The sequence below is a fragment of the uncultured Erythrobacter sp. genome, from assembly GCF_947499705.1.
Classification (GTDB): Bacteria; Pseudomonadota; Alphaproteobacteria; order Sphingomonadales; family Sphingomonadaceae; genus Erythrobacter.
In genome coordinates, this window is record NZ_CANMPJ010000001.1 from 1808873 (window position 1) to 1827443 (window position 18571).

The 18571-nt window shown below is 60.2% G+C and carries 21 protein-coding genes; 10 read left to right on the plus strand and 11 right to left on the minus strand.

What is annotated here, in order from left to right; translation table 11 throughout:
* The first annotated feature begins 57 nt into the window (after positions 1-57).
* Positions 58-279 (plus strand): hypothetical protein, encoded by a 222-nt coding sequence (locus tag Q0837_RS08635; RefSeq protein ID WP_298467655.1) that lies wholly within the window; start codon positions 58-60, stop codon positions 277-279.
* Here the strand turns inward: Q0837_RS08635 and Q0837_RS08640 are convergent.
* Positions 276-1310 carry an A/G-specific adenine glycosylase gene (locus Q0837_RS08640; protein WP_298467658.1) on the minus strand — a complete coding sequence of 345 codons (1035 nt, stop codon included), beginning with the start codon at positions 1308-1310 and terminating at the stop codon, positions 276-278. The two genes, Q0837_RS08635 and Q0837_RS08640, sit on opposite strands and share 4 nt — an antisense overlap.
* A gap of 128 nt (positions 1311-1438) precedes the next feature.
* Here Q0837_RS08640 and Q0837_RS08645 point away from each other — a divergent pair, with 128 nt between their 5' ends.
* The 4 genes from Q0837_RS08645 to smc all read left to right on the plus strand — a co-directional run bounded on the left by Q0837_RS08645 (position 1439) and on the right by smc (position 7093).
* Positions 1439-1999 (plus strand): DUF721 domain-containing protein, encoded by a 561-nt coding sequence (locus Q0837_RS08645; RefSeq protein WP_298467661.1) that lies wholly within the window; start codon positions 1439-1441, stop codon positions 1997-1999.
* The gene (locus Q0837_RS08650) at positions 1996-2763 is read left to right on the plus strand and encodes a thioredoxin domain-containing protein (protein WP_298467664.1); all 768 of its coding nucleotides are present in this window, start codon (positions 1996-1998) and stop codon (positions 2761-2763) included. The genes Q0837_RS08645 and Q0837_RS08650 overlap by 4 nt, the downstream gene beginning before the upstream one ends.
* A gap of 114 nt (positions 2764-2877) precedes the next feature.
* Positions 2878-3642, plus strand: coding sequence for a thioredoxin domain-containing protein (locus tag Q0837_RS08655; RefSeq protein ID WP_298467667.1), 765 nt, complete (start codon positions 2878-2880; stop codon positions 3640-3642).
* Positions 3643-3670: 28 nt separating this feature from the next.
* Positions 3671-7093, plus strand: coding sequence for a chromosome segregation protein SMC (smc, locus tag Q0837_RS08660; RefSeq protein WP_298467670.1), 3423 nt, complete (start codon positions 3671-3673; stop codon positions 7091-7093).
* A gap of 6 nt (positions 7094-7099) precedes the next feature.
* Here smc and Q0837_RS08665 read toward each other — a convergent pair whose 3' ends face one another.
* The 5 genes from Q0837_RS08665 to rpmF form a co-directional block, all read right to left on the minus strand.
* On the minus strand, positions 7100-7528 hold the full coding sequence (locus tag Q0837_RS08665; protein WP_298467674.1) for a MerR family transcriptional regulator: 429 nt from the start codon (positions 7526-7528) through the stop codon (positions 7100-7102).
* A gap of 5 nt (positions 7529-7533) precedes the next feature.
* Complete coding sequence (locus Q0837_RS08670; protein WP_298469865.1) at positions 7534-7836, minus strand: integration host factor subunit alpha; 303 nt, start codon at positions 7834-7836, stop codon at positions 7534-7536.
* A gap of 122 nt (positions 7837-7958) precedes the next feature.
* Positions 7959-8936, minus strand: coding sequence for a beta-ketoacyl-ACP synthase III (locus Q0837_RS08675; RefSeq protein WP_298467677.1), 978 nt, complete (start codon positions 8934-8936; stop codon positions 7959-7961).
* Complete coding sequence (gene plsX / locus Q0837_RS08680; protein WP_298467679.1) at positions 8933-10030, minus strand: phosphate acyltransferase PlsX; 1098 nt, start codon at positions 10028-10030, stop codon at positions 8933-8935. Before plsX ends, Q0837_RS08675 begins: the two co-directional genes overlap by 4 nt.
* A 32-nt stretch (positions 10031-10062) precedes the next feature.
* Positions 10063-10242 carry a 50S ribosomal protein L32 gene (rpmF, locus tag Q0837_RS08685; protein WP_160753059.1) on the minus strand — a complete coding sequence of 60 codons (180 nt, stop codon included), beginning with the start codon at positions 10240-10242 and terminating at the stop codon, positions 10063-10065.
* A gap of 223 nt (positions 10243-10465) precedes the next feature.
* Here rpmF and Q0837_RS08690 point away from each other — a divergent pair, with 223 nt between their 5' ends.
* Positions 10466-10861 (plus strand): MAPEG family protein, encoded by a 396-nt coding sequence (locus Q0837_RS08690; RefSeq protein WP_298467686.1) that lies wholly within the window; start codon positions 10466-10468, stop codon positions 10859-10861.
* Here the strand turns inward: Q0837_RS08690 and Q0837_RS08695 are convergent.
* Complete coding sequence (locus tag Q0837_RS08695) at positions 10806-11774, minus strand: acyl-CoA desaturase (RefSeq protein WP_298467688.1); 969 nt, start codon at positions 11772-11774, stop codon at positions 10806-10808. The two genes, Q0837_RS08690 and Q0837_RS08695, sit on opposite strands and share 56 nt — an antisense overlap.
* An 84-nt stretch (positions 11775-11858) precedes the next feature.
* On the opposite strand from Q0837_RS08695, the gene Q0837_RS08700 reads away from it, so the two are divergent.
* On the plus strand, positions 11859-12173 hold the full coding sequence (locus Q0837_RS08700) for a metalloregulator ArsR/SmtB family transcription factor (RefSeq protein ID WP_298467691.1): 315 nt from the start codon (positions 11859-11861) through the stop codon (positions 12171-12173).
* 87 nt (positions 12174-12260) lie between these two features.
* On the opposite strand, the gene Q0837_RS08705 is transcribed toward Q0837_RS08700, so the two are convergent.
* Positions 12261-12929, minus strand: a complete 669-nt coding sequence (locus tag Q0837_RS08705; protein ID WP_298467693.1) for an MBL fold metallo-hydrolase — start codon at positions 12927-12929, stop codon at positions 12261-12263.
* 127 nt (positions 12930-13056) lie between these two features.
* Between Q0837_RS08705 and Q0837_RS08710 the strand changes: the two genes are divergently transcribed.
* On the plus strand, positions 13057-13845 hold the full coding sequence (locus Q0837_RS08710; RefSeq protein WP_298467696.1) for a phytanoyl-CoA dioxygenase family protein: 789 nt from the start codon (positions 13057-13059) through the stop codon (positions 13843-13845).
* Positions 13846-13864: 19 nt separating this feature from the next.
* Here Q0837_RS08710 and Q0837_RS08715 read toward each other — a convergent pair whose 3' ends face one another.
* Positions 13865-14539 carry a LexA family transcriptional regulator gene (locus tag Q0837_RS08715; RefSeq protein ID WP_298467698.1) on the minus strand — a complete coding sequence of 225 codons (675 nt, stop codon included), beginning with the start codon at positions 14537-14539 and terminating at the stop codon, positions 13865-13867.
* A 111-nt stretch (positions 14540-14650) separates the two neighbouring features.
* Between Q0837_RS08715 and Q0837_RS08720 the strand changes: the two genes are divergently transcribed.
* Together Q0837_RS08720 and Q0837_RS08725 are read left to right on the plus strand one after the other, a co-directional pair.
* The gene (locus tag Q0837_RS08720; RefSeq protein WP_298467701.1) at positions 14651-14860 is read left to right on the plus strand and encodes a hypothetical protein; all 210 of its coding nucleotides are present in this window, start codon (positions 14651-14653) and stop codon (positions 14858-14860) included.
* Positions 14854-15255 carry a hypothetical protein gene (locus tag Q0837_RS08725; RefSeq protein ID WP_298467703.1) on the plus strand — a complete coding sequence of 134 codons (402 nt, stop codon included), beginning with the start codon at positions 14854-14856 and terminating at the stop codon, positions 15253-15255. Before Q0837_RS08720 ends, Q0837_RS08725 begins: the two co-directional genes overlap by 7 nt.
* 102 nt (positions 15256-15357) lie before the next feature.
* Here the strand turns inward: Q0837_RS08725 and Q0837_RS08730 are convergent, their stop codons facing one another.
* Positions 15358-16791, minus strand: a complete 1434-nt coding sequence (locus Q0837_RS08730; protein WP_298467706.1) for an aldehyde dehydrogenase family protein — start codon at positions 16789-16791, stop codon at positions 15358-15360.
* Between the two features lie 85 nt (positions 16792-16876).
* A complete protein-coding gene (locus tag Q0837_RS08735; RefSeq protein ID WP_298467708.1) occupies positions 16877-18529 on the minus strand; it encodes an acetolactate synthase large subunit in 1653 nt (550 codons plus the stop codon).
* Positions 18530-18571: the final 42 nt, after the last annotated feature.

The following is an 18571-nucleotide window of genomic DNA, read 5'->3' on the forward strand; positions in this document are numbered from 1 at the left end:
GCTTTGAACGCCCGAATGGGTCTTGAAAACGCGAGGTGTACTATCCATATAGTACACATGTTCAATATTCTCGCATTCCTCATTGGTCTCGTCTCGCTGGTGATTGTAATCCCGGCGCAAATCCCCTTCCTTGGTTGGGCCAACTGGCTCGCTTTGCCGCTCATCGCCATCGGCGTGATTGTGGGCGCCTTGTCTTCCAGCAATTCGGGGCGGAATTTCTGCCTGATCGTGATGCTAGTTGCGGGCGTGCGCCTGATGCTGGGCGGCGGTTTCGTTTAATCCGCAGCCAAAGCCAAGCGCGCAGCTTTGGCAAAAAGTGTCGGAAGACCAGCATTCTCGATCTGATCGATAGGCCACCAAACGCCTTCGCCATCCGGTTCGGCCTCAGCGCTCATGCGTTTCAAGCTCAGCGTAAGATGCGCATGCGTGAACGTGTGCCGCACGGCTCCTAGTTCCTCCCAATCACCCGGCAATGGTAGCTTGTCTGAGCCGTCCTCACGCGCTGTCCACCCGTCATCCGGTAGTCCGCGCATCCCGCCGAGCATCCCCGTGCCTCGTCGAGTGACAAGCCAAACATGCTTGTCCCGTTCTATCCAGAAGGCCGTGCCGCGCCGTTCCGGTTTGGCCTTCTTCGCAGGCTTGACCGGCAGCCGCTCGGGTTCGCCAGCCTTTTGACCTTCACAGACTTCACGGATCGGACACAGCAGACAGCGCGGCGATTTGCTGGTGCAGATACTCGATCCCAGATCCATCATCGCTTGCGCAAAATCGCCCGCCCGCGCTCCGGGAGTGATCGTCTCGGTCGCCTCCCGAATAGCCTTGCGCGATTTCGGCAGCGGCTCGGTGATGTTGAACAGACGCGAAACAACCCGCTCAACGTTGGCATCGACCACGACTGCGCGCCTGCCGAACGCAATCGCAGAGATCGCCGCAGCCGTGTAAGCACCCAGCCCCGGTAGCTCACGCAGCTGGACCTCACCTTTTGGAAAGCCGCCAAGCGCCACAACTTCGCGGGCGCACTTCACCAGATTGCGAGCGCGCGAGTAGTAGCCGAGCCCTGCCCACGCAGCCATTACCTCGTCATCGCTCGCCGCCGCGAGATCGTCGACGCTTGGCCATCGCTCGGTGAATTTCAGAAAGTAGGGCTTCACAGCCTCGACAGTGGTCTGCTGCAACATGACTTCGGACAGCCAGACGCGATAGGGCCATGCGGGATCAGACGGCTTGGATTTCTTCGGCGGGTTGCGCCAAGGCAGTTCGCGCGCATGGGCATCATACCACTTCAGCAGGGGGCTGGTGATGGACACCATCTCCTTGGAAATCGGTCGCCCCCTCGTAAGCCGGTCCGTGATGACGGGAGGCTCATTGCTGAGCTTCAACGGAGGGCCTTTTCCCAGTCTGTCGCGAGGAGGTCTAGCGGTCACTCCCCGCCTATGGCATGGCTGCGCACGCAATGGGAAGCGACAAGACCAAAGGCGGCAAAAAGCCCTTCAAGAGATACGAGCGCCCGCGTGGTCGCGGTGCGAAACCGATTGGCGAATTGATGCCAGAAATCGGTCGCGCCGCCTTTCGCCGCTTTGGCTTTGTGCAAAGCTCGGTCGTCACCCGCTGGCCTGAAATTGTCGGCCCTCAGCATGCGAAGGTTTGCAGTCCCGAGGCGATCCGTTTCCCGCCCGGTGAGAAATCCGAAGGTATCCTGCAACTGGTCGTAAAACCGGCCCACGCGCCGCTGATCCAGCAGGTCACCCCGGAGATTATGGAGCGGGTCAATCGCTTCTTCGGCTACAAGGCAGTGTCGCGGGTCAAAATTCGGCAAGGCGAGGTTAAGCCGACGCATGCTGATAAGCCCGTGAAAGCTCCGCCTTCGCTCAAACCGATCCCAATGGAATTGGGAGACAGCTTGCGCGATATCGGCGATCCGGAGCTGCGCACGGTGCTGGAATCGCTGGCGCGCAGTTTTGATGATGCTGATTCCAAAAAGGACGACACGACCAAGTGATTTCGAAATTCGCCAAGACCACCGCGCTCGCCGCGGCGATTTTGTTCGCTCCGCCGATCGCGGCGCAGGAGCGTGAGCAGGATCTCAGCAATCCTGACAGCGCGTTTGTGGACACTACCCGCAAAGGCAATTGGCAATCGGTGATCGAGCCGACCGAACGCGGCCATCTGATCGGCAATCCCCGCGCCGATGTGCAGTTGATCGAATTCGTGAGCTACACTTGCGGCCATTGCGCGAACTTTGCTGTCGAAGGGGAGCCTGCGCTCGATCTTGTTTTGCTGATGCCCGGTAAGATGACGCTGGAAGTCCGCCCCGTCATCCGCAACGCTCTCGATCTGATCGTGTCAATGCTTGCCGCCTGCGGCGATCCGGCACGGTTCAAGGATCGTCACCGCGCATTCATGACCACCCAGTCGAAATGGCTGGAAAAGGCGCGGCAAGCTCCGGCCAGCCAGCAGGCGATTTGGGGGCGCGGCGACCGCAATGCGAGGATCAACGCCGCCCAGGCGCTGGACCTTGACGATGTCCTGACCGATCGCGGTCAATCGATCGCAGAAGTGACTGCCTGCTTGATGGACGACAAGGCTGCACAGGCCCTGATCGATAATGGCAGAGCCGATTCCGCCGAGTTCAAGGTTCCGGGCACGCCCAGCTTCGCGCTCGACGGGGAATTGCTGGACCGTGTGCACACGTGGGACGCGCTATATGCCGTCCTGTCAGAGCGCTTCAAAACTAGCAATTCGAGCGGAAATGCAGGCGAATAGCCGCCATACCGCAACCTTATTGACACATTTGTGCACAAGCAGGGCGAATACGGTTTTGCCACGCCCTTTCCTCCCCGTATAAACCGATCAACACGACCAAAGGATCACTCCGAGATGAATGCTTCACGCAATCCTCTGACTTCACGCTTCGCAGCCTTCGCTGTGGCCGCTCCACTTGCTCTGACGCTGGCTGCGTGCGGCGATTCCAACGGTGAAGACGGCCCGCCTGCTGGCGAGCCGATCGCTGCAATCCCGGCTCCCGAAGGCACGTCGTGGGCTGACACGGTCACGATCACCGAAGAAGACGGCTACAAGATCGGTAATCCCGATGCGCCGCTGAAGCTGATAGAGTTTGCGTCACACACTTGCGGCGCCTGCGCCAACTTCTCGGCGACTGGCAAACAGCCGCTGAAGGATCAGTATGTTGCCAGCGGCGTCGTCAGTTTCGAACAGCGCAATCTCGTGCGTGACCCGATCGACCTTAGCATCGCTGCATTGGTGCGCTGCGGTCAGAAGGAAAACATGCAGCCTCTGTCAGATCAGGCATGGGTCGCGCTCAATGACTTTTTCGGCAACGTCCAAACCAATGCAGCGCAATACGAAGCATCAGCGGAACTCCCGGTTGATCAACGCTTTGTCGCAATCGCAGAGGCTGCTGGCTTGATCGAGTTCTTCTCCGCGCGGGGTCTCTCTGCGGATCAGGCACGCAGCTGCCTCGCCGACACGGAAAAGATGGAGTCGATCAGCGAAAACTCGACGACGCAAGCCGACGAACTCAATGTGACCGGCACGCCGACCTTCTTCCTCAACGGTGCCCGGATCGAAGGCATCACGTGGAACGAGATCGAGCCCGCTCTGCAGCGCGCAGGCGCTCGCTAAGCGGACCTCGGCAGGAACACGCGCGCCCATGCAGATCAGCAGGCTAAAGCTCAGCGGTTTCAAGAGCTTTGTCGAGCCTGCTGAATTGCGCATTGAGCCCGGACTAACCGGGGTTGTCGGGCCGAATGGCTGCGGAAAATCCAACCTTCTCGAAGCGATCCGCTGGGTGATGGGCGAAAACTCGCCCAAATCGATGCGGTCGGGCGGGATGGAAGACGTGATCTTCGCGGGCACTTCAACCCGGCCGTCTCGCGGCTTTGCCGAGGTTGTGCTGCACGCTGCCGATGATGAAGGCGAAGAGCTGGTGGTTACCCGCCGGATCGAACGCGGGGCGGGCAGCGCCTACCGCGTGAATGGCCGCGATGTTCGGGCCAAAGATGTGGCGCTGACCTTTGCTGACGCCGCCACAGGCGCGCATTCCCCGGCGCTCGTAAGCCAGGGGAAGATCGCCCAAGTCATCGCCGCCAAGCCCACCGAACGCCGCCAAATGCTCGAAGAGGCAGCGGGCATCGCTGGCCTGCACGTCCGCCGCAAAGACGCTGAGAGCAAGCTCCGCTCGACCGAAGCGAACCTTTCACGGCTCGAGGACTTGATGGCGGGGTTGGACTCGCAAATGGCTTCGCTCAAGCGGCAGGCCAAGCAGGCCGAGCGCTACACCAAGCTCACCGAGCAGATCCAGCTGGCCGAAGCACGTCTGGTTTTCGCGCGTTGGCGCGATGCGGCCCACGCGGCCAAGGAAGCGCGGGCTGCGGCAGAGGGTGCCGAGGCCAAGGTCGCGACGGCAAAGCAGGCCGTTGATGCGGCGCAAAAGGAACAGGCGGCGCTTGCTGCTAAGCTAGCCGAAGCGCGCGAAGAACTCGCCGACCGGCGCGACGATGCCAGCGCGCACGGCCACCGGATGGCGGCTTTATCGGAAAAACTGGAAGCGGCAGAAACACGGCTTGCCGATCTGACGCGTCAGCAAACGCGGCTCGAAGAAGACCGAATCGCAGCGGACCGGCTGACTTCGGATGCAGCGGATGCGCTCGCCAAGCTTGAAAGCGAGCTCGCGAACAATCAGGAAGCTCTGAGCAAGGCCGAGGCCGCGCGCCCGGCCCTTGCTGACCGCAGCGAAGACAGCGAACGCGCCAGCCGCACGGCCGAACTTGCCCTGGCCAAAGCCACCGCCGACCATGCCGGGGTCGAAGCTGAATGGCGCGTTGCCGAAGCAGCCATCGAGCAGGCTGAAGCGCGCCTTGAACGGCTGAACCGAGAGCAGGACCGGATTGCTCAAATCCGCCGCGAACTTGAAGGCGGCGAAGATGCCGAACAGGCAGTGATTGCTGCGCGCGAAGCCGCCGATGACGCCGCAAGCGAATTGGCACGCCTCCGCACGAAACTGGAACAGGATCAGGCGCGCAAAGCCGAGCTGCAATCGGCGCGCGACGATGCTTCCTCCGCATTCGCCACTGCTAAGGCAGAGCTCGCCGGGATCGAGCGTGAGTATTCGGCCCTAGTCCGCGACCGCGATGCGCGGGCGAAAAGTGCTTCTGCACGTCAAGGTCTGCCAACAGCGTTGGATAAGGTTCGTGTTGCCAAGGGCTATGAGCGCGCCCTCGCAGCGGTGCTTGGACGAGACGCCAAATCGCCGCTGGGCGCTCCGTCTGCGCCAACCGACGGCCGATTCTGGACCGGCAGCAGCACTCCGAACACGGTCGCCGACAGCCTGCTCGATCACATCACCCATTGCCCAGAAGAACTGCGCGCTCGCCTGGCACTGGTGCATTGCGCGGATGAAGACGATGGCCGCAAGCTTGGTCCGGGCGAATGGCTGGTAACCCTTGGCGGCCACCTCCGGCGCTGGGACGGTTTCATTGCGCGCGGCGAAGGATCGGCGGAAGCGGCCAAACTCGAAGCAGCGAACCGCCTGACCGAACTTGAAGGCGTGCTGCCCGATCTGCGCGGTGCCGCAGAACTGGCCGAGAGCAAGGAACGCGCTGCCCGCGAAGAACTCTCCGCGCTGCAATCGGCATTGGTGGCGCAGGAACGCGACATCGCTGGTGCGATCGAAGCCGAACGCCATGCGCTGCGTAGCCTTGATCAGGCGGAGGCCGCCAAGGAGAGGTTGGCTTCACGGCTCGAAGAATTGGCTCAATCGACTGAGGAGTTGGGTGAGCAACTTACGACGGCAGAAGCTGAGCTGGCTTCGGCAAAGGAAGCCCGCGCTGCCCTCCCCGCACCCGACGCCGGGCGAGCCTCACTTGAGGCCGCGCAAGCAAAACACGAAGCCGCCAAGTCCGCCGTGCAAGCGGCGCTGGCCGAACTCGCTGCGCATGATCAGGGACTGGCCGTCACTCGTGAGCGTTTCGCCGCGCAACAGGCCGACCGCAACAATTGGCAGGCCCGCTCCAGCGAAGCGACCCAGCGCATGGCGGAAGCCGCACGGCGGCTCGAGGAGATCGAGGAAGAGCGTTCTGTCGTCGCGGCCAAGCCCGCCGGCCTGATTGCCGAGATCGAGCAAGGCGACGCGATGCGTGCGCGGCTCACCGAAGAATTGGAAGCCGCTCAGAAGGTTGTCACCGAGTGCGAGGCCGAGATGCGCACGGCAGAGCGCACGCTGGCAGATGCCGGGGAAGCGCTCGCGCAAGCCCGCGAAGGCCGCGCGACGCTCGCCGCCCGCGCCGAGAACGAAGAGGAACGTCGCGGCGAGATGGCACGCATCTCCGGTGAGCGCTTCCAATGCCCACCGCCGCTGCTCGCCGAACGGTTCGAATTCGACGAAGAAAGCGTCAAACCGGCCACTCAGGAATCCGAAGAGATGGACCGGTTGACCGCCAGCCGTGAACGGATCGGACCGGTCAACCTTGTCGCCGCAGAAGAACTTGCGCGGATCGAGGAAGAGCACGGCACCAATGCAAGCGAACAGGCCGAACTCGCCGAAGCGGTAAACCGGCTGCGCGGATCGATCGGCAATCTCAACCGCGAAGGCCGCGAACGGCTTCGCGCAGCATTCGAAGAGGTCGACGGCCATTTCCGTGTGCTCTTCACCCGGCTATTCGAAGGCGGGCAAGCACATCTGGCGCTAGTCGACAGCGACGATCCACTCGAAGCGGGCCTTGAGATTTACGCCCAGCCGCCAGGCAAGCGTTTGCAATCATTGTCGCTGCTGTCGGGCGGCGAGCAGGCGCTGACAGCTACCGCGCTAATCTTTGCGCTGTTCCTGACAAATCCCGCGCCAATCTGTGTGCTCGACGAGGTCGATGCACCGCTCGATGATGCGAATGTCGAACGGTTCTGCGACCTGCTCGATTCGATGATCCGCACCACCAAAACGCGCTACCTGATTGTCACGCATAATGCGGTGACGATGAGCCGGATGCACCGATTGTTCGGTGTGACAATGGCGGAAAAAGGTGTTTCGCGGCTGGTCAGCGTGGACCTGGGCGAAGCCGAATTGCTGGCGGCGGAATAACGCCGATCAGGCTTCGATCGCTCGCGCCAACCGTGCGCGGATCGACTTCAACTGGACCAGCGCTTCTTCCACCTTCGGCCTTAGATCAGGCACCGGTGCTGCGATGCCACCTTCAGGCTCAGCAGCTGCACGGCGATCACCTTCACGGCGATCATCCTTGCGCCGGTCGGCGCCAGATGCGCCCGAAGAGCGCAGAACTGCCTCCGCGCCCTTGAGCGTGTAGCCTTCCTGATTGACGAGCTGATTGATCCGTTCGACCAAGATCACATCGTCCGGGCGATAATAGCGTCGCCCACCGCTGCGTTTGAGAGGCTTCAGCAGCGAAAACTGCTGCTCCCAATAACGCAGCACGTGCGGTTTGATCTTCAACGCTTCGCTGACTTCCCCGATCGTGCGCAGAGCGCCGTCTTCTTTTCCGTCTTCGAATTCAGCCATCGCGTTCAGTCACCCTTGGCAATCCGTTCCTTGAGCAATTGGCTCGCGCGGAATGTCATCACCCGGCGGGGGGTAATCGGCACTTCGATTCCCGTTTTCGGGTTACGGCCAATGCGTTCGTTCTTGTCGCGCAGGACAAAGCTGCCGAAGCCTGAGATTTTGACATTCTCACCATCGGCGAGCGCATCGCACATCTTATCCAGAATGGCCTCGACCAAGTCGAGCGACTCAGCCCTGCTGAATCCCATCTTGCGGTTGATCGTCTCTGCGAGATCGGCTCTCGTGAGTGTGCCCACCGAACGCATCATGTGCATTTCTCCCATGTCGGCGCGACCCTTCGCCAAAGACAGTAGTCTACGGTTTTCAAATGACTTTCGCAAACGGCTGTAATCATCATGTGCATTTTTTGCACATGAGCGCGCTGAGCTGGTTAAATTCGTAACAGGCTCGCGCCCCAGGTAAAGCCGCCGCCCATCGCCTCCAGCATGACGAGATCACCGGGTTTGATCCGCCCATCGCGGCGCGCGACATCGAGCGCGAGCGGCACCGAGGCCGCCGACGTATTCGCATGCTGATCGACAGTAACGACCACTTTTTCAGCCGGAATTCCAAGCTTGCGCGCGGTCGCGTCGAGGATGCGAGCGTTTGCCTGATGCGGCACAACCCAGTCAATTTCGGCGGCTGAAATACCAGCATCTTCAATCACTTCGTTAAGCACGCTTGCAAGGTTCACCACAGCATGGCGGAACACTTCGCGCCCTTTCATGCGCAAATGACCGACTGTCTGCGTCGTCGACGGCCCACCATCGACATAGAGCAGATCGTGCTGCGCTCCGTCGGCATGGAGCCGTGTCGCGAGGATACCTGGCGCAACGGATGAAGTGGGTGCGCCAGCCTCGGGCGCTTCGAGCACAACTGCGCCTGCGCCATCGCCAAACAGCACACAGGTTGTGCGATCTTCCCAATCGAGAATTCGGCTGAAAGTTTCGGCACCTATCACCAGTGCACGCTTGGCCATGCCGGTCCTGAGCAGCGAATCGGCAGTCGCAATCGCGTAGAGAAAGCCCGAACACACCGCCGCAACATCAAATGCGACGCCGCCATTGCAGCCCAAGGCATTCTGAACCTTGGTTGCGGTCGCAGGGAAGGTATTATCGGGGGTCGCGGTCGCAACGATGATGAGCCCGATATCGGCAGGTGTCAGGCCTGCGTCCTCAAGCGCCGCGCGTGCTGCGGCTGTCGCCAGCGATGCAGTGGTTTCACCCTCGCCCGCAATATGCCTTTGCCGGATGCCTGTGCGTTCGACGATCCATTCATCGCTGGTGTCGATTTTCGCCGCCAGTTCGTCGTTCGACAAAACCCTTTCAGGCAGCGCCGATCCGGTCCCCAGCAAGCGCGAACCTGTCACTCTGCCGCCTCGCAGCTCGGCGTAGCGGCTGGTGCCGACTTTCCGTTGTCGCGCAGTGCACCCTCACCGAGTTCGGCGAGGTCATTGGCAATGCGCTCCGTCAGCTTGTTCTTGAGCAGGCTTGCCGTGACGGCCACGGCATTCGCAACACCAGCGGCCGTGGCGCTACCATGGCTTTTCACGACTACGCCATTGAGTCCGAGAAACACTGCCCCGTTGTGATTGTTGGGGTCGAGATGGTGGCGCAGCAACTCGGTCGCAGGACGCGACACGAGGAAGCCGATTTTGGATCGGATCGAGCTGGTAAAGGCCTGTTTGAGCAGATCGGTTACGAACCGAGCCGATCCTTCAATCGCTTTCAACGCGATGTTGCCTGAGAAACCATCGGTCACCACGACATGCGTTTCGCCGCGGTTGATCTTGTCGGATTCGACAAAGCCCGCGAAATCGAGCGCCAGGCCGCCCTCTTCCTTGCTGGATGCTGCTTGCAACATTGCAGCGGCATCCCGCAGCGCATCGGTGCCCTTGATCTGCTCGGTGCCGATGTTCAGGAGGCGGACGGTCGGGCGTTCGAAGCCATTCACGATCCGCGAATAGGCCGCGCCCATCACGGCAAACTGCACAAGGTTGCGCGCATTGGCTTCGGTGTTTGCGCCGAGATCAAGCATCACAACGTCATGCGGCTCGAGCGTCGGCATCAGTGCCGCGAGTGCCGGACGATCAATGCCGGGCATGGTGCGCAGGGCCAGCTTGCTCATCGCCATGAGGGCACCGGTATTACCCGCGCTCACAGCGGCGCCAGCGGCGCCTTCTTTGACGGCGTTGACCGTCAGCCCCATCGAGGTGGTCTTTGCGCGGCGGATAGCCTTGCTGGGCTGCTCGTCACCGGCGATTACATCATCGCAGTGAAGGATTTCCGACGCTTCGCGCATGCCAGGATGGCTTTCAAGAGCGCTTTCAATGCGCTTCTGATCACCCACCAGCAGGAACTTGAAGCCTTCGTGACGGCGGCGGGCCAGCGCCGCGCCTTCGACCATGACTCGTACGCCATCGTCACCGCCCATCGCGTCAACTGCGATACGCGGCAGGTCCATCACACTCTCTCCAATTGCGGTCGCTTCACGCCTTACAGGCCGACTGCGACAACCTCACGCCCGTTGTAATAGCCGCAATGGGGGCAAAGGTTATGCGGACGCTTCAATTCACCGCAATTGTTGCATTCGTGGAATGCCTCAACCTTCAGCGAATCATGCGCCCGGCGATTGCCGCGACGATGCGGGGATACTTTTCTCTTTGGGACAGCCATGGCGGCACCATTTCCTCGAATAAATACGTGTATTTGCGCCGTTAGACGCATGATCTCGGAGCCGCCCTTAAGCCAAGGCCCGTCCCCGCACAAGCTTTTGCCTGCGCGCGCGTCCTGGCCCGAAGTGGCGGGAAGCCGCGCGCTATAGCGAAAAAATCGTCCGTTGCAAGGCAATCTGGGTGCGACTAGCAGTGCGCGCAAGGATAATTCGAGGGGATCCAGCATGACACTTCTTCCGGTAACGCTCGCAGCGGCGGCTGCGGCGGCCATTCTCAACGTGTGGTTGATGATCAGGATCGGACAGGTTCGGGCGGCTGAGAAGATCTTTGTCGGTGATGAAGACAATGAAAATGTCATCCGCCGGATGCGCGCTCAGGCGAACTTTGTCGAGAACGCTCCATTCGTGCTGATCCTGCTAGCGGTGATCGAGCTTTCCGGCAAAGGCGAACCTTGGCTGGCCTATGTCGCTGGGCTGTTCATCCTCGGACGTGTTGCGCATGCATTCGGCATGGATGGCGGCTCGCTCAGCAAAGGGCGGATGATTGGCACGATTATCTCGATGCTCACTCTGCTGGGCCTGGCTGTGGTGGCTGCATTGATTGCCGGGCGGGTGCTTTGAAGGTTTCTGGAGCGACTTTTTGAAGGTGCCTCGACCGCGCAACCACATGCGCTGGTAGGCAGATATCCCAAGCAAACCCTGCCCGTTCGAGTAGCTGAATGAAGCGATAGCCCCAGTCGCTTTGGCCCGGCTGCAACCCGATGCGCGCGCTGCCTGGGTAGGCGTGGTGGTTGTTGTGCCACGCCTCTCCCATCGTGATCAGGCCGGCCCATGGAACGTCATGCGCCTGCACGCCAGCATCGCGAACCAGCCAGCTTTGCGGGCCACGCCGATGGGCCAGATGCCCGACCAGCCAATGTCCGTGGACGGTAAGCGCAACACGGACGAAAACGCCCCACACCACGAAAGGCCATCCGCCCAGCCAGAATAGAAGCGCAGCAACCGGCAATTGTTGAAGCATCCAAGTGCGTTCCAGCCAGCGGATGAAGCCGCTTTGCTCTAGCTTTGAAAGGTCAAATTGCGGCGGGTGATCAAGCTCGAGCGTGCAGTGGAGCTGCCACCACGCATCGTGCATCATTCGACGGCGATGCGCGAGATAGTCATGGCAGTCGCTTTGCCGCTGCGCCCAATCGCGCAAATCATGGGTGCGCACAATCCAGATCGGACCACTCATCCCGGCAACCGTGCCGCACCAGATGAGAAAATCCCGCAGCCATGGCGTGGTCTGGAAGCTTCCATGGATCAGCAGACGGTGGAAGCCGACCGAGTGGCCGAGAAGCAGCATCGCTCCAGTCAAGAGCAAGCCCACCGCAACCGCCGCAGGTGTGGTGAAGAACGGCACAAGGATAAGCGATGCGGCCAGCATTCCGCCATTCCAAAGACTGTGCGCCGGGTCCCATCGCACTTGGCCCTGTGCGGGGTCCGCTTCTGGGGTTTCGACGATCCAGTTTACTTCACAGCGGTCGCGACTCATAATGCACCTCATAGGTAATTAATGAATGCCTTAATTATTCATGCCCACTGGTAAGCGATTAAGCAAGTGCTTATATAGCCCAGCATGCAGAAAGTGTTCGAAGCCCTCGCCTCTACGGTGCGCAGAAGGATCCTTGCCTATCTATCGGAGTCCGAACTGACCGCCGGGCAAATTGCCGAACGGTTCGACATCTCCAAGCCAGCGGTGTCGCAACATCTGAGTGTGCTTCAGAATGCTGGTTTGGTCGAAAGCGAAAAGCGCGGGCAATATGTGCACTACCGGTTGGTGCGCGAAAACCTGACCAACACGCTCAATGGCTATGTGCAGGAAGTGTGCCCCGTCTCACGCCCACTAAAGCGCGAAAGCAAGGCGATGGGTGAGGCGAAGGACGACGCTTGAAATCGTCATTGCGAGCGAAGCGGAGCAATCCAATCCGGCTCTATCTGGATTGCCGCGTCGCTTCGCTCGTCAAAATGACGAAATAGGTCAGCTCAGCGCATAGTCCGAGACAAACGCGTTGGTCTTGCGCTCTTGGCCAAAGGTGCTGGTCGGGCCGTGGCCGGGGATGAACATGACGTCCTCGCCGAGCGGCCAGAGGCGCTGGGTGATGGCATCGATCAAATCCTGATGATTGCCGCGCGGGAAATCGGTTCGCCCGATTGAACCCTGGAACAGCACATCGCCGACAATCGCAAAGCGGCTCGGTTCGTGGAAGAACACGACATGGCCGGGTGTGTGACCGGGGCAATGGATCACATCGAGCGTCAGTTCGCCCACTGTCACTGTATCGCCATGCTCGAGCCAGCGGGTCGGCTCGAAGCTCTTCGCTTCCATCCCGTAACGCGCGCCGTCATTGTCGAGTTGCTCGATCCAGAACAAGTCGTCCTTGTGCGGCCCCTCGATCGGCAGGCCAAGCTCTTCCGCTAGCATCCCTGCCTGACCGCAATGATCCAGATGACCGTGGGTAATGAGGATCTTCTCAAGCGTCACACCCGCCTTCGCGACGCCGTCTTTCAGCTTGTCGAGATCACCGCCCGGATCGGTCAGTGCAGCCTTCATGGTCTTGGTGCACCAGATAAGCGAGCAATTCTGCTGCAGCGGCGTCACCGGAATGATGGCAGCGCGCATTGGAGGTGTTGGTTTGACTTCGGTCATAAGCGGGAAATGGCGCGCATGAGCGATGAATGCAAGCAGCGCGAACACAGGTCGATCCTGCCTTTGCGATTTGATTGGCGCGCTGCCAATTGCGACTCATTGGTTTCAACTATACCGACGTATCGGAATGGTAAGTCTGAGCGATCATGCGCATGAATTTGAGCAGAGGGGCATAGTCAAGCTCGAGGGAGTTATCGCGCGCGACCAAGCCATAGCGGCGCGCGACATAGTTAGAAGCTTAGCAAAAGAGTACGGGCTTTTGACCTCTGGGAGGTGGATGCATTCTCCAAGTCGATTTGGTTATCCGAAGCCATTTCGAAACGCACTCAACAATTTGAACCGTTCAGAGTGCTTTCCCGACTTGTTGAATGAAGAATTGGTCGCTTTTGCACAGAACTTGGTCGGCCAGCCGTTGGCACCAATGCCGCCGGGACAGCAAATCCTGTTTTCGCTCCCGAGTAAGGAACCTTGGTCAGTCCCGAACGATCTCTGGCATATCGATCTACCGAAACTGGGGGAACAAGCCAGTCCGGGGCTGCAATTGTTCACTTTTCTTGATGGTGTTGAGCCACAAGGCGGGGCGACGCTGGTAGTTGCAGGTTCGCATCGATTGTCGAACAGCATTGCGGGCCAGTCATCAAAACTGCTCAAGCAAAGACTGAAGAAGGAAGGCTACTTTCGATCGTTATTCGATCCCTCTCGATCCGCAATCGTTTGCCTCGAAGAAACCAAAGGCCAAGTAAACGATGTTGATCTGGAGATCGTCGAACTCACAGGTCGTGTTGGCGACGCATACCTGATGGATTTGCGAGTCCTTCATTCGCTGGCACCGAACAGCTCTGACAACGCTCGCATGATGCTTACCTGCAGACTTCCCCGCTCAACGATCGCTGCAAAATACAGCAATCCGGCTTAGTGCCAGCGAAAAGCTACGGTCATATCCGCCCTCCCTTCCAGATCACGCGCCCGACAATCTCAATATCCTCCGCCTCCACATTCACAGGCGGATAGGCGAGGTTTTGCGACAGCAGAGAGAACCGCCCTCCCCCAGCACTCGCAACGCGTTTTACCACCAGCGTGTCACCCATGCGGACGACATGCACACCGTCGCGAAACGGCCTCGGCGCGCGGTCGACCAGGATCTCATCGCCGTTGTTAAGCAGCGGCTCCATCGAATCGCCTTCCACGGTGATTGCCGAAAGCTGCGCGCCTTCGAAGCCCTGCTCCACCAGCCAGCGGCGTGAGAAACGAAACGCATCGAAGGCCGCTTCGCTGTCCGGCAGCGCGCCGGGCCCTGCCGATGCGCCAATGTCGAGGCGCGGAACTTCCACCCAGTCACCCTCGCGACTCGGCGGCGGTGTGGGGTCAATATAGGATTTTTCCTTAGGCGCTCCAAGCTCATCCTCCGACACGCCAAAGAACCGCGCAAGCGTGCGGCGGTCCTGCTCCTCGAGCTTCTTCGGCGAGCCTTTACGAATGAATTGCTGGAGATAGCTCGGGTTTCGCCCAAGCAGTTCCGACAGGCTGGCAAGGCTGGCACCACGCTCCTGTGACAGTGCAAGCAGCCGCTTACGCGGGTCTTCGAGTGAGTTTTCTGCGGGTTTCGTCATATTTCCTTCCTACATGAAAGATATTTCCTAGACAAGTAGGATTTCGCATGGAACATTTCAGGAACACCGGGCGATTCGCTGGCCCGGCAAACCGGACAACAGGGAGTTCACATGCTGATCCGAGATGTCGAAAAATTCATGCGGGAACACGAAATGCCCGCGACCAAGTTCGGGCGACTGGCCGCGCACGATCCGCGCTTTGTGCTCGATTTGCGCATGGGCCGCATTCCCCGCCCGTCAACCGAAGCGCGCACGCGGCGCTGGATGAGCGACTTCGTCCAGAGCCTTCAGTCCAAACAAGGGGAGCCAAATCCATGCTGACCAACACCATGCTCGAAACCAAATCCGCTGACCCGGTCGACGCCCCCTCACCTGCGCTGCGCGGCCGTCGCTATCGGCCCAAGCGGACGACCGCCGATCGCGTGCGTGAAGCGCTGCTCATGCTCGCCGAAGGGCGCGCAAGCCTGCTCTCACACGAAGAGAAGGCATGGTCCTCGATAACCTTCACCGGCACGCGGCATGAAATGATGCTCGACTTCGACGGGGCCGAAGCAGTGGCAGTGGGGGAAGAGTTCATCGCAAACCTACCCGACCACGAATTCCGCATCCCCGGGCAACTGGTCGCAGACGCGACCGTGCGCGAAGTGGAACACCGATTTGGCGAAGATGAGAGGATGGTCGTGACGGCGGAGCTGCTCCTGTTGGAGGAGAGCTAGTTGGATCATCCGTCATTGCGAGCCGCAAAGCGGCGCCGCAATCCAGAGCGGCTTCGCGCTAGGCTCTGGATTGCTTCGCTTCGCTCGCAATGACGAGCGGGATCACGTCCGCCGCACCACCAGGTTCCGGATCTCGCTCATGTCCTCCATCGCAAAGCGGATGCCTTCGCGGCCAAGGCCCGAATCCTTCACGCCGCCATAGGGCATGTTGTCCACGCGGTAGCTCGGGACATCGTTGATCACGATCCCGCCAACATCGAGCCGGTCCCAGGCATCGTACATCTGGAACAGGTCGCGGGTGAAGATGCCCGCCTGCAAACCGAAGGTGGAGCGGTTCACTTCGTCCAGTGCCTCATCGAAGCTGGCGAACTTTTGCAGGATTGCCAGCGGGCCGAATGCTTCTTCGTTCAGCGCTTTGGCATCGGGGTGGACATTCTCCAGCAATGTTGCCTCAAGCATGTTGCCGTTTGTCAGTGCTCCGCCGGTCAGCAGGTCCGCCCCGCCCTCCACGGCCTCATCGATCCAGTCCTTGAGCCGGGTCGCCTCGCCTTCTGAAATCATCGGGCCAACGAACGTGTCGCGGTCCTTGGGGTCGCCCGCGATCAAAGTCTTGGTCTTCTCGACCAGCATCGGCTTGAACGCGTCGTAGACATCCTGGTGGATCAGGATGCGCTGCACGCCGATGCAGGACTGGCCTGACTGGTAGAACGCGCCGAAGATGATCCGCTCCAGCGCGTCTTCGAGATCAGCGTCCTTGTCGACGATCACCGCCGCGTTGCCGCCGAGTTCGAGCACAACCTTTTTCTTGCCCGCCTTGGCCTTCAGCGCCCAGCCGACACCGGGCGATCCTGTAAAGCTCAGCAGTTTGAGCCGCTCATCCTCAGTGAACAGGTCGGCCCCGTCACGGCTGGCGGGCAGGATCGAGAACGCGCCTTCGGGCAGCACGTCACATTCCGACAGCACCTCACCCATGATCAGTGCACCGAGCGGGGTCTTGCTGGCGGGCTTCATGACGAACGGACAGCCCATCGCGATGGCGGGCGCGATCTTGTGCGCCGCCAGATTGAGCGGGAAGTTGAACGGCGAGATGAAGCTGCACGGACCGATTGGCACGCGCTTCCACATGGCCGAATATCCCCGCGCGCGCTCAGATATGTCGAGCGGCATGACTTCACCGTAATTACGCACCGCCTCTTCGGCAGCAATCCGGAACGTGTCGATCAGGCGGGTGACCTCGCCTTCGCTGTCATTGATAGGCTTCCCCGCCTCGACGCACAGGGCATAGGCGAGCTCGTCGAACCGCTCCTTGAAGCGGCTGACGCAGTGCATCAGCACATCCTGCTTTTCGAAACTGGCAAGCTTCGCCATCGGTTCCGCTGCACTGACAGCGCCTGCAATAGCCTTGTCGATGGTTTCAGCATCCGCCTTGGCAGTGCGGAATGCGACCTCGCCGGTGTACTTGTCCGTCACCTCCAGATCGGTGTTCGGCTGATATGCTTTGTTGTTGAGATAGAGCGGGTAGGTGTCTTTTAGCATGGGTTCGTCATCCCGGCGAAGGCCGGGATCCAGGCCCGGCAGTTGACTGGACCCCGGCCTTCGCAGGGGTGACGGCAAAGTTTCTCTAGAGCTTCGCGCTCAGTTCCTTGATGTCGTGGTTCAGGATCTGATCGTTCTCGGTGTAATCGACCGGGCAATCGATCACGTGGACACCGGGCGTGTTGCCGGTCTCGGCAAGCACATCGGTGAGGTGTTCGCTGCTGGTGATACGGTGACCGATCGCGCCATAGCTTTCGGCGTATTTCACGAAGTCGGGATTGCCATAGGTCAGCCCGTAATCCTTGAAGCCCATATTCGCCTGCTTCCAGCGGATCATACCATAGGCATCATCGCGCAGGATCAGCACGGTCAGGTTCAAGCCCAGGCGAACCGCCGTTTCCAGCTCCTGCGAGTTCATCATGAAACCGCCGTCGCCGCAAATCGCCATCACCCGCCGATCAGGATAGAGCATCGCGCTCATCATCGCGCTCGGCAGGCCCGCGCCCATCGTCGCGAGCGCATTGTCGAGCAGCACGGTGTTCGAAAGATAAGCGGTGTAATTGCGCGCAAACCATATCTTGTAGACACCGTTATCGAGGCAGATGATCCCGTCATCGGGCATCGCCCCGCGAACCTGGCGCACCAGATGCGGCGGGAATATCGGGAACCGGGTGTCGGCTTCCAATGGGTCCGAATGCGCCACATCGGCAGCGCGGTATTCCAGCATCCGTCCGCATGACCATGTGTCTTGCGGCGTGATCGCTTCCTTGATCTGCCACACCGCGTTGGCGATATCGCCGATCACTTCGATTTGCGGGAAATAGACCGGGTCCACCTCGGCAGTGGTGTTGGAGATGTGGATCACCTTTGCCCCGTCCGCGTCCATGAAGAACGGCGGTTTTTCGATCACATCGTGGCCGACATTGATGATCAGATCGGCATCTTCGATGGCGCGGTGACAGAAATCTCCTGCAGAAAGCGCTGCGCAGCCGAGGAACAGCGGGTGACGTTCATCGAGCACGCCTTTGCCCATCTGTGTCGTCACGAACGGGATACGGGTCTTCTCGACGAACTCGCCCAGCATATTGCTTGTCATGCGCCGGTTCGCTCCGGCGGCGATCACCAGCACAGGCGACTTCGCTGCTTCGATGGCTTCGACCGCTTGCCGCACCGCCTTGGTTTCAGCCGAGGGACGCCGCGCGACGCTCCGCGCGATCGGCTGGGTAAACGCATCTTCGGCGGCAATATCTTCGGGCAGTTCGAGATGCGTCGCGCCGGGCTTTTCTTCCTCCGCCAAACGAAACGCCTCGCGAACGCGGCTGGGGATGTTGTCGCCCGAATGCAGTTGATGCGCGAACTTCGTCACTGGCTCCATCATGGCCACGACATCGAGGATCTGGAACCGGCCCTGCTTCGAATGCTTGATTGGCTTCTGTCCGGTGATCGCAAGCGTCGGCATCCCGCCAAGCTGCGAATAGGCGATCGCCGTCACCATATTGGTCGCACCCGGGCCCAGAGTTGCGAGGAAAACACCGGTCTTCCCGGTATGGCGGCCATAGGTTGCGGCCATAAAGCCTGCACCCTGTTCGTGGCGGGTCAGCACCAATTTGATCGAACTGTCGGAAAGGCTTTCGAGAAGGTCGAGGTTCTCCTCACCCGGAACGCCAAAAATGTACTCAACGCCTTCTGCTTCGAGACATTCCACGAACAGGTCCGAGGCTTTCTTGGGTGTAGTCATTGCGGGTTCCTCCTGAATCGGCCTGCCCAAAGACAATGGGCG

Excerpts from the sequence above, each read along its gene's own strand:
- Q0837_RS08720 (WP_298467701.1), top strand. The coding sequence starts at position 14,651 with ATGCTGATCCGAGATGTCGAAAAATTCATGCGGGAACACGAAATGCCC.
- smc (WP_298467670.1), top strand. The coding sequence starts at position 3,671 with ATGCAGATCAGCAGGCTAAAGCTCAGCGGTTTCAAGAGCTTTGTCGAG.
- Q0837_RS08695 (WP_298467688.1), bottom strand. The coding sequence starts at position 11,774 with ATGAGTCGCGACCGCTGTGAAGTAAACTGGATCGTCGAAACCCCAGAA.
- Q0837_RS08710 (WP_298467696.1), top strand. The coding sequence starts at position 13,057 with ATGGTAAGTCTGAGCGATCATGCGCATGAATTTGAGCAGAGGGGCATA.
- Q0837_RS08635 (WP_298467655.1), top strand. The coding sequence starts at position 58 with ATGTTCAATATTCTCGCATTCCTCATTGGTCTCGTCTCGCTGGTGATT.
- Q0837_RS08700 (WP_298467691.1), top strand. The coding sequence starts at position 11,859 with ATGCAGAAAGTGTTCGAAGCCCTCGCCTCTACGGTGCGCAGAAGGATC.
- Q0837_RS08655 (WP_298467667.1), top strand. The coding sequence starts at position 2,878 with ATGAATGCTTCACGCAATCCTCTGACTTCACGCTTCGCAGCCTTCGCT.
- plsX (WP_298467679.1), bottom strand. The coding sequence starts at position 10,030 with ATGGACCTGCCGCGTATCGCAGTTGACGCGATGGGCGGTGACGATGGC.
- Q0837_RS08715 (WP_298467698.1), bottom strand. The coding sequence starts at position 14,539 with ATGACGAAACCCGCAGAAAACTCACTCGAAGACCCGCGTAAGCGGCTG.
- rpmF (WP_160753059.1), bottom strand. The coding sequence starts at position 10,242 with ATGGCTGTCCCAAAGAGAAAAGTATCCCCGCATCGTCGCGGCAATCGC.
- Q0837_RS08735 (WP_298467708.1), bottom strand. The coding sequence starts at position 18,529 with ATGACTACACCCAAGAAAGCCTCGGACCTGTTCGTGGAATGTCTCGAA.
- Q0837_RS08640 (WP_298467658.1), bottom strand. The coding sequence starts at position 1,310 with ATGGTGTCCATCACCAGCCCCCTGCTGAAGTGGTATGATGCCCATGCG.
- Q0837_RS08705 (WP_298467693.1), bottom strand. The coding sequence starts at position 12,929 with ATGACCGAAGTCAAACCAACACCTCCAATGCGCGCTGCCATCATTCCG.
- Q0837_RS08670 (WP_298469865.1), bottom strand. The coding sequence starts at position 7,836 with ATGATGCGTTCGGTGGGCACACTCACGAGAGCCGATCTCGCAGAGACG.
- Q0837_RS08645 (WP_298467661.1), top strand. The coding sequence starts at position 1,439 with ATGGCTGCGCACGCAATGGGAAGCGACAAGACCAAAGGCGGCAAAAAG.
- Q0837_RS08665 (WP_298467674.1), bottom strand. The coding sequence starts at position 7,528 with ATGGCTGAATTCGAAGACGGAAAAGAAGACGGCGCTCTGCGCACGATC.
- Q0837_RS08730 (WP_298467706.1), bottom strand. The coding sequence starts at position 16,791 with ATGCTAAAAGACACCTACCCGCTCTATCTCAACAACAAAGCATATCAG.
- Q0837_RS08725 (WP_298467703.1), top strand. The coding sequence starts at position 14,854 with ATGCTGACCAACACCATGCTCGAAACCAAATCCGCTGACCCGGTCGAC.
- Q0837_RS08690 (WP_298467686.1), top strand. The coding sequence starts at position 10,466 with ATGACACTTCTTCCGGTAACGCTCGCAGCGGCGGCTGCGGCGGCCATT.